This is a genomic window from Cellulomonas algicola, from assembly GCF_003851725.1.
In the GTDB taxonomy this organism is placed as follows: Bacteria; Actinomycetota; Actinomycetes; order Actinomycetales; family Cellulomonadaceae; genus Cellulomonas; species Cellulomonas algicola.
On the sequence record NZ_BHYL01000032.1, the window covers coordinates 1 to 14,110 of the forward strand.

Annotated in this window: 14 protein-coding genes and 1 pseudogene; 8 read left to right on the plus strand and 7 right to left on the minus strand. The window is 75.0% G+C overall.

The genetic code is table 11. From position 1 onward, the window contains the following. Nucleotides 1–39: 39 nt before the first annotated feature. The 3 genes and pseudogenes from CTKZ_RS02000 to CTKZ_RS02015 all read right to left on the minus strand — a co-directional run bounded on the left by CTKZ_RS02000 (nt 40) and on the right by CTKZ_RS02015 (nt 2,298). Nucleotides 40–855, minus strand: coding sequence for an SCO4651 family lipoprotein (locus CTKZ_RS02000; RefSeq protein ID WP_124341368.1), 816 nt, complete (start codon nt 853–855; stop codon nt 40–42). Between the two features lie 180 nt (nt 856–1,035). Continuing rightward, nucleotides 1,036–1,778 (minus strand): annotated as a pseudogene (locus CTKZ_RS02005) (serine hydrolase domain-containing protein); the annotation flags it as partial. A gap of 109 nt (nt 1,779–1,887) precedes the next feature. After that, nucleotides 1,888–2,298, minus strand: coding sequence for a PPOX class F420-dependent oxidoreductase (locus CTKZ_RS02015; protein WP_124341370.1), 411 nt, complete (start codon nt 2,296–2,298; stop codon nt 1,888–1,890). Nucleotides 2,299–2,496: 198 nt separating this feature from the next. Here CTKZ_RS02015 and CTKZ_RS02020 point away from each other — a divergent pair, with 198 nt between their 5' ends. Then, entirely contained in the window at nt 2,497–3,831 is a 1,335-nt protein-coding gene (locus CTKZ_RS02020; RefSeq protein ID WP_124341371.1) for an MFS transporter, read from the plus strand. Here the strand turns inward: CTKZ_RS02020 and CTKZ_RS02025 are convergent. Next, nucleotides 3,808–5,058, minus strand: coding sequence for an AI-2E family transporter (locus tag CTKZ_RS02025; protein ID WP_235843134.1), 1,251 nt, complete (start codon nt 5,056–5,058; stop codon nt 3,808–3,810). The genes CTKZ_RS02020 and CTKZ_RS02025 overlap by 24 nt on opposite strands. 140 nt (nt 5,059–5,198) lie before the next feature. On the opposite strand from CTKZ_RS02025, the gene CTKZ_RS02030 reads away from it, so the two are divergent. The 3 genes from CTKZ_RS02030 (at nt 5,199) to CTKZ_RS02040 (ending at nt 7,108) form a co-directional block, all read left to right on the plus strand. Then, a complete protein-coding gene (locus CTKZ_RS02030) occupies nt 5,199–5,630 on the plus strand; it encodes a VOC family protein (RefSeq protein ID WP_124341372.1) in 432 nt (143 codons plus the stop codon). A 94-nt stretch (nt 5,631–5,724) separates the two neighbouring features. Beyond that, nucleotides 5,725–6,282, plus strand: coding sequence for an OsmC family protein (locus CTKZ_RS02035; protein WP_225915907.1), 558 nt, complete (start codon nt 5,725–5,727; stop codon nt 6,280–6,282). 4 nt (nt 6,283–6,286) lie between these two features. Beyond that, nucleotides 6,287–7,108, plus strand: a complete 822-nt coding sequence (locus CTKZ_RS02040; protein WP_124341373.1) for a hypothetical protein — start codon at nt 6,287–6,289, stop codon at nt 7,106–7,108. 141 nt (nt 7,109–7,249) lie between these two features. On the opposite strand, the gene CTKZ_RS02045 is transcribed toward CTKZ_RS02040, so the two are convergent. Then, complete coding sequence (locus CTKZ_RS02045; protein WP_124341374.1) at nt 7,250–8,242, minus strand: aldo/keto reductase; 993 nt, start codon at nt 8,240–8,242, stop codon at nt 7,250–7,252. Nucleotides 8,243–8,386: 144 nt separating this feature from the next. Here CTKZ_RS02045 and CTKZ_RS02050 point away from each other — a divergent pair, with 144 nt between their 5' ends. The 3 genes from CTKZ_RS02050 (at nt 8,387) to rocD (ending at nt 11,059) form a co-directional block, all read left to right on the plus strand. After that, complete coding sequence (locus CTKZ_RS02050) at nt 8,387–8,842, plus strand: SRPBCC family protein (protein WP_124341375.1); 456 nt, start codon at nt 8,387–8,389, stop codon at nt 8,840–8,842. Between the two features lie 145 nt (nt 8,843–8,987). Next, nucleotides 8,988–9,836 carry a dimethylargininase gene (ddaH, locus tag CTKZ_RS02055; protein WP_124341376.1) on the plus strand — a complete coding sequence of 283 codons (849 nt, stop codon included), beginning with the start codon at nt 8,988–8,990 and terminating at the stop codon, nt 9,834–9,836. Nucleotides 9,837–9,838: 2 nt separating this feature from the next. Next, entirely contained in the window at nt 9,839–11,059 is a 1,221-nt protein-coding gene (gene rocD / locus CTKZ_RS02060; protein WP_124341377.1) for an ornithine--oxo-acid transaminase, read from the plus strand. 173 nt (nt 11,060–11,232) lie between these two features. Here the strand turns inward: rocD and CTKZ_RS02065 are convergent, their stop codons facing one another. Then, the gene (locus CTKZ_RS02065) at nt 11,233–12,348 is read right to left on the minus strand and encodes a CAP domain-containing protein (protein WP_124341378.1); all 1,116 of its coding nucleotides are present in this window, start codon (nt 12,346–12,348) and stop codon (nt 11,233–11,235) included. Nucleotides 12,349–12,555: 207 nt separating this feature from the next. Between CTKZ_RS02065 and CTKZ_RS02070 the strand changes: the two genes are divergently transcribed. Then, entirely contained in the window at nt 12,556–13,044 is a 489-nt protein-coding gene (locus tag CTKZ_RS02070; protein ID WP_124341379.1) for an Lrp/AsnC family transcriptional regulator, read from the plus strand. A 96-nt stretch (nt 13,045–13,140) separates the two neighbouring features. Here CTKZ_RS02070 and CTKZ_RS02075 read toward each other — a convergent pair whose 3' ends face one another. Then, nucleotides 13,141–14,076, minus strand: a complete 936-nt coding sequence (locus tag CTKZ_RS02075) for a universal stress protein (protein WP_124341380.1) — start codon at nt 14,074–14,076, stop codon at nt 13,141–13,143. Between the last annotated feature and the right edge of the window lie 34 nt (nt 14,077–14,110).

Consider the following 14,110-nt stretch of genomic DNA (forward strand, 5'->3'; position numbering starts at 1 on the left):
GGGGTGGTCACGCGGCCCACGACGTCAGGCGGAGGTCTGTCAGAACGGCATCTCCGTGGTGATCTGCTCCGGGGCGGGCGCCGTCACGGGCGTGCCCGCGCCGAAGTTGGTGAACGTCATGGTCGTCGTCATGCCGATCAGCTCGTACGACACCTTGCGCACCAGGTCGTCCTCGCCGACCCAGTAGGTGTAGGTGAGGGTCGCGGGCAGCGCGGCCACGGACTCGGCCTCCGCGAGCTTGGCGGCGGCCTCGCCGGTCATCTTCGTGGTGTCGACGACGACGGTGTACGGCTGCACGGTGACGCCGTCGATCGTCTCCTCGGGGCCGGCGGGCTCGACGTTCGTGATCGCCGTCTCCATGCCGGACAGGCCGGTGTCGAACTGCTCGGTCATGCCGCCGAAGTCGGCCGCCAGCGGGTTCGACGCGTCGTTCGGGTCGATCTGGAAGAACTGCTCGCCGAGCATCGCGATCTTGAGGTACGCCATGCCGCCGACGAAGCGGATCTCCATGTCGCCGACCTCGGGCATCGTCATGCGCATCGCCATGTTCTGCGCGCCGTCGACGACCTGCATGCTCGCGGTGCCCTGGAACGTCGCGGCGCCGGTCATGTCGAGCGTCATGTCGTACGACGTCTGCGCCTTGAGCGCGCCGTCGAGGCGGGCGACGAGGTTGGTCGCCGAGAGCACCTCGACGGTCGGCGTCGGCGTCGCGGACGCGGCCTTGGTGGGGACGGGCGCGGGCGACTCGTCGGCGGTGGCGCTGCCGCCGCCGCACGCGGCGAGCGTGGCGGCGAGCACGACCGAGACGGGCAGGGCGAGGATGCTGCGGGACTGCACGGGGACTCCAGACGACATGCCGCACGGGTGGGCGGTCGCCCAGGCGCGCCGGGCGGGCGGCAGACGCGCGGCGCGGACATCCTGGCAGGCCGCGGACCACGCTGGCGTCCGCTTTCCCGGCGACCTGCGGCGGCGTACCGAGCACCGCCCGATCGGACCAGCGCGCCGCGGCGCCGGAGCCCGCGACGACGTCACGTCTCAGCCCGTCAGCGCGCGGACGGTGCGGCCCACCACGGACTCCTCCTGGGGGACGCCGGGGTCGCGAGCGAGCAGGACGGCGACGGCGCGGTCCGCGCCGCGGTCGGCGAGGAGCTTCGCCTGGAAGCCGACACCCCACCCCTGCGACATGACGCGTGGGCCGCCGACGAACACCCCGAGCCCGACGCCGTCGTCGTACCGGTCCTCGAGCATCGCGGCGGCGGACGCCGGGTCGAGCAGCACGGACCTCGCGCCCCGCCAGCCGCGCAGCAGGTCGGCGAGCAGGACGCCGACGTCGGCGGGCGACGCCCCCAGCCCGGAGGCCGACGGACCGGCGTAGTGGACGCGCACCCCGTCGACGCGCGAGCCGTCGCGGTGGTGACCCGCGCAGGCCGCGCCGACGACGCGGGCCAGCGTCGAGGAGCGCGCACCGGGCGCCGACCGCTCGCCCGCCCAGGCGGTCGTCGCAGTCAGGCCGAGCGGTGCGACGACCTCGCGGTGCACGACGTCGGCGAACGGCACGCCGCAGACGGTCTCGACGACGCGCTCGACCAGGCAGAAGCCGGCGTCGGGGTGAACGCGTCGGGCGGGTCGACGACGCCGCCGTGGTGGGACAGGAGCTGCCGGACCGACGGTCCGGGGCCGGCCGGGACGACCTCCAGGTCGAGCACGTCTTGCACGTCGGCGTCGAGGTCGAGGACCCCGTCGCGCGCGAGGCGCAGGGCGACGACGGCGGTGACCGTCTTGGCCGTCGAGCAGAGGTGGAACGCCGTCGAGACGTCGGCCGCCCGACCGGTCGACGCACCGGTGCCCGCCCGGGTCTTCGGTCCGGTCGGAGACCCGGGCGGTCGCTCAGTCCTGCTTCGCCGCGCCCCAGCCGTGCCAGTGGTCGATCTCGACGAGCACGCTCACGCGCGCCCGGTCGCGGACCGGGTAGGGGTTGCCGCCGTAGTGGACGGACAGGCGGTCGATGTCGACGAGGGCGGTGTCGTCGCGGATCTCCACGACGCGCCCCTGGACGCTCACGTGGGTGTACCAGTTGGCCTCGTCGATCGCGGTGAGCGAGACCTGCGGGTTGGCGCGGAGGTGCTTGAGGCGCGCACGCGACGCGTCGAGGTTGAGGAGGATGCGCCCGTCGTCCTCGACGAGGTACCAGGTCGCGACGGTCACCGGGTGGCCGTCGGGGTGGATGGTGCCCATCACCGCGGGGTTGGGCCTGGCGAGCAGCGCGGCGACGTCGGCGGGCAGCGGGGGCTTGGGCACGGAGGGTCCTCTCGTCGGGTGCCGACCATCTGGGTGCGTCGGCGTCGGCCGGGTCGTGCTGTCCGCCACAGTGTCGCCGCGTCGCCGCAGGAGAGCACGCTCGACGGCCGGGCGTCCCGTCCCGCGGACGTAGGCTGGTGAGCATCCCCGGTCGCACCGCGTGCTCGTCGCGGGCCGGGTCCCGGAGAGGTTCCCCGCTTGTCTCGCGTTCCCGCGCCCGCCCCGGCGCGCTCCGACGCACCCTCCTCCTTCTCCAGCCGGCGCGCGTACGCCGTGTACGCGGCCGCCGTCGTCGCCTACTTCGTCGCGATCGTGCACCGGACCGCGATGGGCGTGGCCGGCGTGGAGGCGGTCGACCGGTTCGCGCTGTCCGCCACGGCGCTCTCGTCGTTCGTCGTGGCGCAGCTGCTGCTCTACACGCTCATGCAGATCCCGGCGGGCCGGCTGCTCGACCGGTTCGGGCCGCGCGCGGTCATCACGGCCGGCTCGCTCGTCATGGCGGCGGGGCAGCTGCTGCTGGCCGTCGCGGACACCGTCCCGCTCGCGCTGCTGGCGCGCGTGCTGCTCGGTGCGGGCGACGCGGGCATCTTCATCAGCGCGGTCCGGCTGATCGCCGAGTGGTTCCCGCCGCGCAAGGCGCCCGTGATGGTGCAGGTCACGGGCCTCATCGGGCAGTCAGGCAACCTGGCGTCGGCGATCCCCGTCGCGTGGCTGCTGCACCACCACGGCTGGACGACGACGTTCGGCACGCTGGCCGTGGTCGGCGTCGTCGCCGCGGGCGTCGCGTTCGGCGGCATCCGCAGCGCCCAGCCGCGCGACCCGCTCAGCCACGAGCGCCTGGCCCCCGCCCTGCGCGCGGCGCTGCAGCCGCCCGGCACGCGGCTCGGGTTCTGGAGCCACTTCGCGACGCCGTTCAGCGCGAACGTCGTGGCGCTGCTGTGGGGCGTGCCGTTCTTCGTCACCGCCCAGGGACGCACCGCCGCGGAGGCGAGCGTGCTGCTCACCGCGCTCACGCTGACGGCCATGGTCACCGGGCCGGTCGTCGGGCGGTTCACGGCGCGGCACCCGCTGCGCCGGTCGTGGTCGGTGCTCGCGAGCTGTGCCGTCACGCTGGTCGCGTGGGTGTGGCTGCTGGTCCCGTCGACGCCCCGACCCATGTGGCAGCTGGTCGTGTTCGTCGTCCTCGTCGGCGCGGGCGGACCCGTGTCGCTGGTCGGCATGGACTTCGCGCGGACGTTCTCCCCGCCCACGTCGCTCGGCACCGCGAGCGGGTTCGTCAACACCGGCGGGTTCACGTCGACCGTCGTGGGCCTGCTGGGCGTCGGCGTGGTGCTCCAGCTCGTCGAGCCGGACGCCGCGGGCACCTACTCGCTCGACGCGTACCGCATCGCGTTCACCGTGCTGCTGGTGCCGTGGGTCGTGGGCGTGGTCGGCGTCCTGTCGAGCCGCCGCCGCACGCGCGCGCTCATGGCCGAGGCGGGCGTCGTCGTCCCGCCGCTGCGCGAGGCGCTACGCCGGGTCCGCGGCCGCTGACGGCGCCGGTGTCGGCTCGGGCGTCGCTTCCGGCGCCGCTCCCGGCGGCGCGTCCCGCCCCGGCGCCCGCACCACCGTCCGGTCCCCCGACAACCACCGCAGCCAGCGCGTCGACGGGTCCGGCTCGAGGACGAGCGCTCGGACCAGCAGCGTGAGCGGGATGCACAGCACCGCCCCGACCGGCCCGATGACGAACGACCAGAACGCGACCGACACGAAGCTCAGCGTGAGCGACAGGTCCACGGCGTCGCTCACGAACTTCGGCTGGACCAGCACCTGCAGCACGACGTTGACGACGCAGTAGACCGCGATGACGCCGAGCATGAGCGGCCACCCGCCGACGACGAGCGCGAGCACCGCGGGCGGGATCAGCCCGAGCACGAACCCGACGTTGGGCACGAAGTTCGTGACGAACGCGAGGATGGCCCACACGACCGGCGCGGGGATGCCGAGCATCGCGAGCGCGATCCCGTCGAGGACCGCGACGATCGCACCGAACGTCGCGTTGACGACGTAGTACCGCCGCACACCGGTCGTGAACCGCGCGATGCGCGCGAGCGCCGGCCCGCGCTCGTCGCCGAACAGCCGCCCCGCGCTCGCGTACCGGGCACCGTCGGCCGCCATGAACAGCACGTACGCGAAGACGACGAGCAGCGCGCCGAGCACCGAGACCGCGGACGACCCCAGCGACGTGACCACGCCGACCAGCCGGGCCGGGTCGAGCGCCGCCGACGCCGCGTCCGCGGCGGTCCCCTCGAGCCCGAGGCCGGCGAGCCGCTTGGACGCGTCGTCGACCACCGAGCCGAGCTCGTCGGTGTAGTCGCCGACCATGACGGCGAACCGCGCGACCGCGAACGCGACGAGCCCCGCGATCGTGAGGATGACGAGCCACCCGACGACCACCACGACCGCCGTCGCCGCCCACGACGGCCAGCCGCGCCGCTCGAGGGGGAACCGCAGCGGGTGCACGATGACGACGATCACCGCGCCGAGCGCGAGCGGTCCCAGCAGGTCGCGGGCGGCCCAGATCCCGGCCAGCACCACGACGACCGCGGCGAGCACGACGAGCGTGCGCTGCGCGTGCCCGGCGGCCGGCGCGTGCGCGGGTGCCGGTGCCTGCCCGGCGGCCCGCTTGCGCCCGTCGCCCGTGCCGACCGGCTCGCGCGTCCCCGTCCCGTCGTCCACCCGGACCTCCGTCGCCACGACGACCACCACCGGCACGCTCACCCTGGCGTGCGACGAGGGTGGCGTCCAGCCACACGCCGCAGGCCCGACGAGCGGGTTGCGCAGGCCTCGGACAGGCCTGACGGGCGTGTCGGACCCCGTCGCTACCGTGGACGCACCACCCCACGACGGAAGGAACGGTCATGGCGGCACCGGTCACGCTCCGCGGGATCTCGACCCTCTCCCTGTGGGCCGACGACTTCTCCGCCGCCGGCGCCTGGTACGCCGACCTGCTGGGTGTCGAGCCGTACTACGCGCGCCCTGAGCCGCCCGCGGCACCGAGCTACCTCGAGTTCCGGCTGGGCGACCACGGGACCGAGCTCGGCATCATCGACCGCCGCTTCGCGCTCCCGGGCCTGCGCACCGGCGAGCCGGGCGGGATCGTCGCCTACTGGGCGGTCGACGACGTGCAGAAGGTGCTCGACACGTTCCTCGCGGCCGGTGCGACGCCGTTGCAGCCGATCACGGAGTTCGGCCTCGGGTTCGTGACCGCCGCGGTCGTCGACCCCTTCGGCAACGTGGTCGGGCTCATGTACAACCAGCACTACCTGGACCAGGTCGCGGACGACGCCTGACCGGGTCCTCACCGCACGACCTCTGCACCGCGTCCTCGCACGGCGAACACCCGCCGAGCGGTCGCGCGGACGCCTGCGTGGCAGGATCGAGCGCATGACGACGGACCAGACGGTGGCGCAGCAGACGCTCCCGACCGCTCCGGACGCGCCCGCGGCCGAGTCCGCGACGCCCGCCCCGGAGCCCACGCCCGCACCCGTGCCCGCGGTCCCGACGACGCCCGACGTGACGAAGAACGCCGGCGACACCGAGCTGTGGGTCGAGCGCACCGGCAAGCGGCAGTACACGGGCCGCTCGTCCCGCGGTGCCGAGGTGCTCATCGGCTCGGTCGGCGACGAGGGCCGGTTCACGCCCGGCGAGCTGCTCAAGATCGCGCTCGCCGCGTGCAGCGGCCTGTCGTCCGACGCGGCGCTCGCGCACCGGCTCGGCGACGACGTCGACGTGACCATCAAGGTCAGCGGCATGGCCCACGACACCGAGGACCGCTACCCGGCGCTCGCGGAGGAGCTCGTCGTCGACCTGTCGAGCCTCGACCCGGCCGCGCGCGAGCGCCTCCTCACGGTCGTGCACCGCGCGGTCGACCAGCACTGCACCGTCGGCCGCACCCTGGAGCACGGGGCCGCGGTGACCCTGACGGTCACCGGGGAGCGCTGACCGGATGCCACGCCTCGTCGAGGCCGCGCTCGCCAAGGCGGTGACGATCCCGTCGTCGACCATCCACGCGCACGTCGACCAGCTGCGCCGCCGCAACCCGGAGGCGACGCCCGAGGAGCTCGTCCGGCTCCTCGAGAAGGAGTACCTGGTCGTCGTGGCCGCCGCGGGCGGCGCCGTCGGTGCAGCAGCCGCGGCCCCCGCGGTCGGTACGGGCATCGCGCTGACGCTGACGGCCAGCGACGTCGCGACGTTCTTCGGGGCGTCCGCGGCGTTCGCGCTGGCCGTGGCGAGCGTGCACGGTATCGACGTCGAGGACGTCGAGCGGCGCCGTGCCCTGCTGCTCACGACGATCCTCGGCGAGTCCGGCGCGAAGGCCGTCGGGGACGCGGCGGAGTTCTCGTCGGCGAACGCGGCACGCGTGCTGCTCACGCGCATGCCGATCGCGACGGTGCGCAAGGTCAACTCGACGCTGACCCGCAAGATGCTCCGCACGCAGATCACGCGCCACACGGGTCTCGCGCTCGGGCGGCTCGTGCCGTACGGGATCGGTGCGGTCGTCGGCGTGACCGGTGCCCGCGCCCTGGGCAGGACGGTCATCCAGGGTGCGCGTGCCGCGTTCGGTCCGCCGCCGGCGCAGTTCCCGGAGACGATCGTGGTGGCCGCGGGCGCGGTGCCGAAGCTCATCGTCGCGGACCGCAAGGACGGCGCACCGCTCGTGCCGGGTCTCACCGCGGTCCCCGAGCAGCGGGGGCGGCGCCTGCGCGCGCTGACCGGCCGCCGCACCCCGAAGGTTCCCGAGCAGAGCTCAGCACCCGACGAGTCCTGAGCGCGTCGCGGTCACGCGGGGTCACGCGACGACCGGCACCCGCCCGGGCGCGAGACGGGTGGTCGCACCCCGCGGACGACGGGCCGGCCGCGCGCGCAGCCGTGACCAGCACGGGCTCCGCGGGCGACCGGCCTGACGACGTCACCAGCGGCCGTGCACGTGCTCCCGGACGCGCTCGTCGTAGATCGTGCGCAGGCGCTCCGACGTGTCGTCCCCGAGCGGGGCGAGGTCGGCCGCGGCCGCGTTGGCACGCGCCTGGTCGGGTGTCCGGGCGCCGGGGATGACGACCGACACGCCGGGCTGCTCGACGATCCACCGCAGCGCGAGCTGCGCGGTCGTGGCCCCCGCGGGCGTGAGCGCGGCGACCTCGCGGGCCGCGGCGACGCCGACGTCGTAGGGCACGCCGGAGAACGTCTCGCCGACGTCGAACGCCTCGCCGTGCCGGTTGAAGCTCCGGTGGTCGTCGGCGGCGAACGTCGTGTGCTCGTCGTACGTGCCGGACAGCAGGCCGGACGCGAGGGGCACGCGCGCGATGATCCCGACGCCGGCCTCGGCGGCGGCGGGGAGCACCTCGTCGAGCGGCTTGCGACGGAAGATGTTGAGGATGATCTGGATCGACGCGACGTTCGGCCGCGCGATCGCGGTGAGGGCCTCGTCGACGGTCTCCACGGACACGCCGTACGCGGCGACGCGCCCCTCGTCGACGAGGGTGTCGAGCGCGTCGTAGGTCGACTCGCGCGACAGCACCGCGGTGGGCGGGCAGTGCAGCTGGACGAGGTCGAGCGTGTCGACGCCGAGGTTGCTGCGCGAGCGGTCGGTCCAGCCGCGGAACGCGTCGAGCGTGTACGCGTCGGCGACGTGCGGGTCGGCGCGGCGGCCCATCTTGGTCGCGACGGTCAGCCCGGATCCCGCACCGCCGCGGGCGGCGAGGAACCGGCCCACGAGCCGCTCCGAGCGCCCGTCGCCGTAGACGTCCGCCGTGTCGAGGAAGGTGACGCCCGCGTCGACGGCCGCGTCGAGGATCTGCAGCGCGGTGTCGTCGCCGACGTCGCCCCAGTCCCCTCCCAGCTGCCAGCAGCCGAGGCCGACGACCCCGACATCCCTGCCCGTACGTCCCAGAACCCGCTTCTCCATGCGTCCGACGCTACCCCGGCCGCGACTCGTCCTCGCGCGCGCGGCCCGCGCCACCGCGAGGTGCGACGAGCCGACGCACGGCCGTGGCCGCAGGATGGTGACGACGGGTCCGCCGACGGGCGGCGGCCCGCGGAGGGAGTCCCCATGACCACGACGACGCGGGTCCTGCCGCTGCCGGCGGCGCGCGCCTGGGACCTGGTCGCGGACGCACGGAACCATGCCCGGTGGGTGCCGCTGACGCGCGTGGACGTCGCGGACGGCTACGTGGTCGCGGTGACCGGGCCGCGTGCCCGACGGGGCGGCGGCGGGCTCGTCGACCGGATGCGGATCGACCGCTTCGACCCCCCGCACGGCGACCGTCCAGGGGTCGCCGAGTTCACGAAGGTCGGTCGGGTGCTGCGCGGGACGGCGCGGATCGAGGTGCGCGCGGCGGGTCCGGACGCGGCGCGGGTGTCGTGGTCGGAGTCGGTGCACCTCGCGGGCCCGCTGCCCGACAGTCTGACGCGTGCGGCCTCCGCCCCGTTCCTCACGCTCATGGTGCGGCGCGCGCTGCGGCTGGCGGCGCAGGAGGCCGCCCAGGAAGACGCGCACCACCTCTGAGCCGACGCAACGGATCGCTGCCAGACGCGCCCACCACGCAACGGATCCACCTCCGACGCGCAATCAGCGGTGACGAGGTGCGCGCGACGCTCCCCTAGGCTCGACGTGACTGCCGTCCGTTCCCGCCGTCCCCACGAGGAGCACGATGACGACGACCGCCCCCGGTGCCACGCGCCGCCACTACCTGATGTGCGAGCCGCGCTTCTACACCGTCTCGTACGAGATCAACCCCTGGATGGACAAGACGCGGTACACCGACGTCGACCTGGCCGTCCGGCAGTGGCGCACGCTGCGCGACACCTACCTCGACCTGGGCCACCGGGTCGACGTGATCGAGCCGATCGACGGCCTGCCGGACATGGTCTACGCGGCGAACGGCGCGACCGTCGTCGACGGCGTCGTGTACTCCGCGCGGTTCCGCTACCCGGAGCGCGGCCCCGAGGGCCCGGCCTACCAGAAGTGGTTCGCCGACCGCGGCTTCGTCACGCACACGGCCGCACAGGTCAACGAGGGCGAGGGGGACCTGCTCGTCGTCGGGAACATGGTCCTCGCGGGCACCGGCTTCCGCACGGACCGTGCCGCGCACGCCGAGGCGCAGGAGCTGTTCGGCCGCCCGGTCGTGTCGCTCGAGCTCGTCGACCCGCACTACTACCACCTCGACACCGCGCTGGCGGTCCTGTCGAGCGACCCGACGGACCCGCAGATCGCCTACTACCCGCCGGCGTTCTCGGCGGGCTCGCGGTCGGTGCTCCAGCAGCTCTTCCCGGACGCCGTGGTCGCGACCGAGCAGGACGCCGTCGCGCTCGGTCTCAACGCCGTCTCCGACGGGCAGAACGTCGTCGTCGCCCCCGCCGCGACCGACCTCGCCGCCGCGCTGCGCGAGCGCGGGTACACCCCGATCCCGGTCGAGACCACGGAGCTGCTCAAGGGCGGGGGCGGCGCGAAGTGCTGCACGCTCGAGATCCGTCCGGCCGGGGCCCCGACGGGAGACTGACCATGACCGCGCTGCAGGACGCCCGGACGTCGACGCTCGCGCGGAACTACGACCCGCTGCCCGTGACCCTCGTCTCCGGCGAGGGCTCCTGGGTGACGGACACCGACGGCCGCCGGTACCTGGACCTGCTGTCGGCGTACTCCGCGCTCAACTTCGGGCACCGGCACCCGGCGCTCGTCGCCGCGGCGCACGCGCAGCTCGACCGGCTGACGCTCACGTCGCGTGCCTTCGACCACGACCTGCTGCACCCGTTCGCGGACCGGCTCGCGTCGCTCGTCGGGCCGCTCGTCACCGGCACGCCGATGGTCCTGCCGATGAACACGGGCGCCGAGGCCGTCGAGACGGCGATCAAGGCGGCGCGCAAGTGGGGCTACGACGTCAAGGGCGTGCCCGACGGACACGCGCGCATCGTCGTCGTCGACGGCAACTTCCACGGCCGCACGACGACGATCGTGTCGTTCTCGGCCGACCCCGACGCGCACGACGGGTTCGGCCCGTACACCCCGGGCTTCGTCCGCGTCCCGTACGGCGACGCGGCAGCCCTGGAGGCGGCGCTCGACGAGCACACCGTGGCGGTCCTGCTCGAGCCCGTGCAGGGCGAGCAGGGCGTCGTGGTCCCGCCCGCGGACTACCTGCCGGCCGTGCGGGCCGCGTGCACGGCGGCCGACGTGCTGCTCGTGGTCGACGAGATCCAGAGCGGCCTCGGGCGCACCGGCAGCACGCTCGCGAGCGAGCTCTGGGGCGTCCGTCCCGACCTCGTGACGCTCGGCAAGGCGCTGGGCGGCGGGATCGTGCCGGTGTCGGCGGTCGTGGGCCGCGACGACGTGCTGGGCGTCCTCACCGCGGGCACGCACGGCTCCACGTTCGGCGGCAACCCGCTCGCGTGCGCGGTCGGCATGGCCGTGGTCGACCTGCTCGCCACGGGTGAGCCGCAGGCTCGCGCACGTGAGCTCGGTGCGCGCATGGGCGAGCGGCTCGACGTGCTCGTCGACGAAGGACGTCTCGCCGCGGTGCGACGCGTCGGGCTGTGGGCGGGCATGGACGTCGCGCCCGGACGCCCCGGCGGACCCACGACGGGCCGCGAGCTGTGCGGGCGGCTGCTCGAGCGCGGCGTGCTCGCGAAGGACACGCACGGTCGCACGATCCGCATCGCGCCCCCGCTCACGATGTCGACCGCCGACCTCGACACCGCCCTGGACCACCTCGCCGACGCGCTGCCCTGACCAGCCGTCGGGCCGGCGCCGGGTCACGCACCGACGGGGGTGCGCGGCCCGGCGTCGTGCCACCGTCCGGACGCCCTCCCGCCCGGACGCGACGGGGCCCGGGCGACGTGTCGCCCGGACCCCGTCGGTGACCGGTCCGGCGGCGTCCCGACCAGCGCGAGGCCTGACCGGCGTCAGCTGAAGCGGACCGCCCCGAAGAGCCAGCCCGCGCTCGACGCGGCACCGACGGACATGCTCGAGACGTCGGTCCGCAGCATCTGCGCGTTGTGCCCGGGCGACCGCGACCACGCGGACACGAGCGACGACGCGCTGCCGTTGCTCACGCACCCGACGATGTTGTCGCCGCCCGAGTGCCAGATTCCGCCCGTCGCGGCCATGTTCAGGGCGTGCGACGTCAGGCTGCCGGAGCGGGAGATCGACAGCGCCCCGAGCCCGGCGGACGCACGGTACGCGTTGATCGCCTCGCCGACCGCGCCGGCGCTCGCCTCGCCCGCCGACCCGCCCGAGCCTGCGCACACCTTGCCGCCCGCGGGCACGCCGCCGGTCGGCGCCGGTGCGGCGGTCCCGCCCGACGACTGCGTCGTGGTGGTCGTCGTGCGCGTCGAGCGCGGCTTGACGGTCGTCTTGGTCGAGCCCCGGGCTGCGGCCTGCTGCGCTGCGGCCTGGCGCGCCGCCTCGGCCGCTGCGGCCTGCTCGGCGGCGATCCGGGCCTGCTCCGCCGCGACCCAGGCAGCCTGCGCGTCGGCGACGGCCTTCTCGGGTCCGGCGACGCCGCCGGTCGCGGCACGCAGGGCCGTGATGCTGACGTTCGGCCCGGCGATCGCGGCGCTCACCGCACCGGTCGCCGTCTGCAGCGCCCCGCGCGGGCCGTCGCCGGCCTGCGGAGACGCGGCGAGGGTGCCGTTCGCACGGTCGACGACCTGCTGCGCCGACGCGGCGACGGCCGTGCGCGCGGAGGTGTACACCGCGGTGGACGCGTGCGCGTCGAGGGCGTCGCGCACGCCCGCGTCGGTCGCGGTCGCGGGCAGCACCGCGGAGATCCGCAGGCGCGCCTCGGCGACGCGCTCCTCGCGCAGGGCGGCCGCCCGCTGAGCGGCGACGCCCGTGGTCGCACCCGCGAGCACGAGCGCGAGTCCGCCCGCGACGACGAACCAGGTGCGACGGCTGCGCCCACCGTGCGGGCTGCCGCCCGCGCGGCTGCGCTGCGTCGGGATCGTCCCGGCCGGCGCGAGCGTGCGGGCGCCCTCCACCGGCGTGACGGTCTGCGTCCCGCTGTCCTTCGAGTCCACGTCCATTCGTCTCCCCCCGAATGACGACCCCGTCCGCACGTGACCGGCGGCGGGGCTCGACTTCCCTTCGGCACTCGCGTGGTCGTTCTTGAGCGATCCGTTCCCTTTCGTTCGATCTCCGCCAGGGTGTCGGGTGCGCCCGGTTGTCGCCACCCGAACGCGGACACGTGCCCAGGACGACCGTCACCCACGCGTGGGTCCGGGAAGATGGGCCTCGTGCGAGACGACTCCGGCACCGACGCCCTCGACGCCGCGATCCTGCGGGTGCTGGCGCAGGACGCGCGCGCGACCTTCGCGCAGGTGGGGCAGCAGGTGTCGTTGTCCGCGCCCGCCGTGAAGCGCCGCGTCGACCGGCTGCGGGCCGCGGGTGTGATCCGCGGCTTCACCGTGCGGCTGGACCCCGCGGCCATGGGCTGGCACACCGAGGCGTTCGTCGAGCTGTTCTGCCAGGGGTCGACCAGCCCTGCGACGATGCGCGACGCGGTCGAGCAGTACCCCGAGGTCGTCGCCGCCAGCACGGTCACGGGCGACGTGGACCTCGTCGTGCAGGTCCGCGCGCGCGACATGCGTCATCTCGAGCGCGTCGTCGAGCGCCTCGCGGCCGAGCCGTTCGTGTCCCGGACCCGGTCGACCGTCGTCCTGTCGGCGCTCGTGCGGCGCCCCGACGTCCCGGCCGACCCCGCCGCGGACGACTGACCGCGACGCCCGTCCGAGCCGGTCCGTCGGGGTACGGGCCCCCTGGCAGCGGCGCGCCCGACGGGCGCGCGACGACCTCGCCCGCCCCGCGCGCCGTCAGGCGGTGGGCTCGTCCTTCTGGCAGCGGTTGGTCACGACCATCACCGGGCAGTCCGAGTGGTGCAGCACGGCCTGGCTGGTCGACCCCAGCAGCAGTCCCGCGAACCCGCCCCGGCCGCGCGAGCCGACGACGATGAGATCGGTCGCGACCGAGAACTCGGTGAGCAGCTCCGCCCCGCCGCCGTCGAGCGCGTGCCGCCTGACGACGACCTCGGGGTGCTCGAGGAGCGCGCGGTCGACCACGACGTTGAGCCCCTCGGCGACGTCGCGCAGCACCTGGTCGTGGTCGACCGTGTCGGGCAGCCACGCGAGCACCCCGCTCAGGGAGCTCGCCGGGACGCCCGCGACGGCGTGCACCTCGGCACCCCACGCCGCGGCCTCCGTGATCGCGTACGACAGGGCCCGCTCCGCCTGCGGCGAGCCGTCGACGCCGACGACGATGCGCCGCACGGGCTTCACCGCGGGCAGCGCGGCGTCGTCGGCGAGCGCCCGGCCACCTTCGCGCAGCGGCACGACGACCGTCGGGCAGTACGCGTGCGCGGGCAGCGCGGACGACACCGTGCCGAGCAGCCGGTCCGCGAACCCGCCGCGACCGCGCGTCCCGACGACTGCGAGACGCACGCGGTGCGACATGTCGACGAGCACACCCGCGGCGTCACCGGTCTGCACGGTCGCGGTGACCGGCACGCCGGACGCCGACACGCGCGCGGACGCCTCGGCGAGCACGGCCTTCGCCCCCTGCTGGATCGCGGTGTCGTCGAGCGCCGCGTACCCGCCGTCGAGCGACGCGGCCGTGAACGACGGCAACGAGTAGGCGCACACCAGGTGCAGCCCCCAGCCGCGGACGGCGGCCTCCGCGGCCGCCCAGTCCAGCGCGTGCAGGCTGGCGGCCGAGCCGTCCAGCCCGACGAGCACCACGTCGTCCCGCACCATCGGGGCCTCCCGTCCTCGGCGCGTGACCGCGGCG

Excerpts from the sequence above, each read along its gene's own strand:
- CTKZ_RS02000 (WP_124341368.1), bottom strand. The coding sequence starts at position 855 with ATGTCGTCTGGAGTCCCCGTGCAGTCCCGCAGCATCCTCGCCCTGCCC.
- CTKZ_RS02030 (WP_124341372.1), top strand. The coding sequence starts at position 5,199 with ATGGCGGCACCGGTCACGCTCCGCGGGATCTCGACCCTCTCCCTGTGG.
- CTKZ_RS02035 (WP_225915907.1), top strand. The coding sequence starts at position 5,725 with ATGACGACGGACCAGACGGTGGCGCAGCAGACGCTCCCGACCGCTCCG.
- CTKZ_RS02040 (WP_124341373.1), top strand. The coding sequence starts at position 6,287 with ATGCCACGCCTCGTCGAGGCCGCGCTCGCCAAGGCGGTGACGATCCCG.
- CTKZ_RS02045 (WP_124341374.1), bottom strand. The coding sequence starts at position 8,242 with ATGGAGAAGCGGGTTCTGGGACGTACGGGCAGGGATGTCGGGGTCGTC.
- CTKZ_RS02050 (WP_124341375.1), top strand. The coding sequence starts at position 8,387 with ATGACCACGACGACGCGGGTCCTGCCGCTGCCGGCGGCGCGCGCCTGG.
- ddaH (WP_124341376.1), top strand. The coding sequence starts at position 8,988 with ATGACGACGACCGCCCCCGGTGCCACGCGCCGCCACTACCTGATGTGC.
- rocD (WP_124341377.1), top strand. The coding sequence starts at position 9,839 with ATGACCGCGCTGCAGGACGCCCGGACGTCGACGCTCGCGCGGAACTAC.
- CTKZ_RS02070 (WP_124341379.1), top strand. The coding sequence starts at position 12,556 with ATGGGCCTCGTGCGAGACGACTCCGGCACCGACGCCCTCGACGCCGCG.
- CTKZ_RS02075 (WP_124341380.1), bottom strand. The coding sequence starts at position 14,076 with ATGGTGCGGGACGACGTGGTGCTCGTCGGGCTGGACGGCTCGGCCGCC.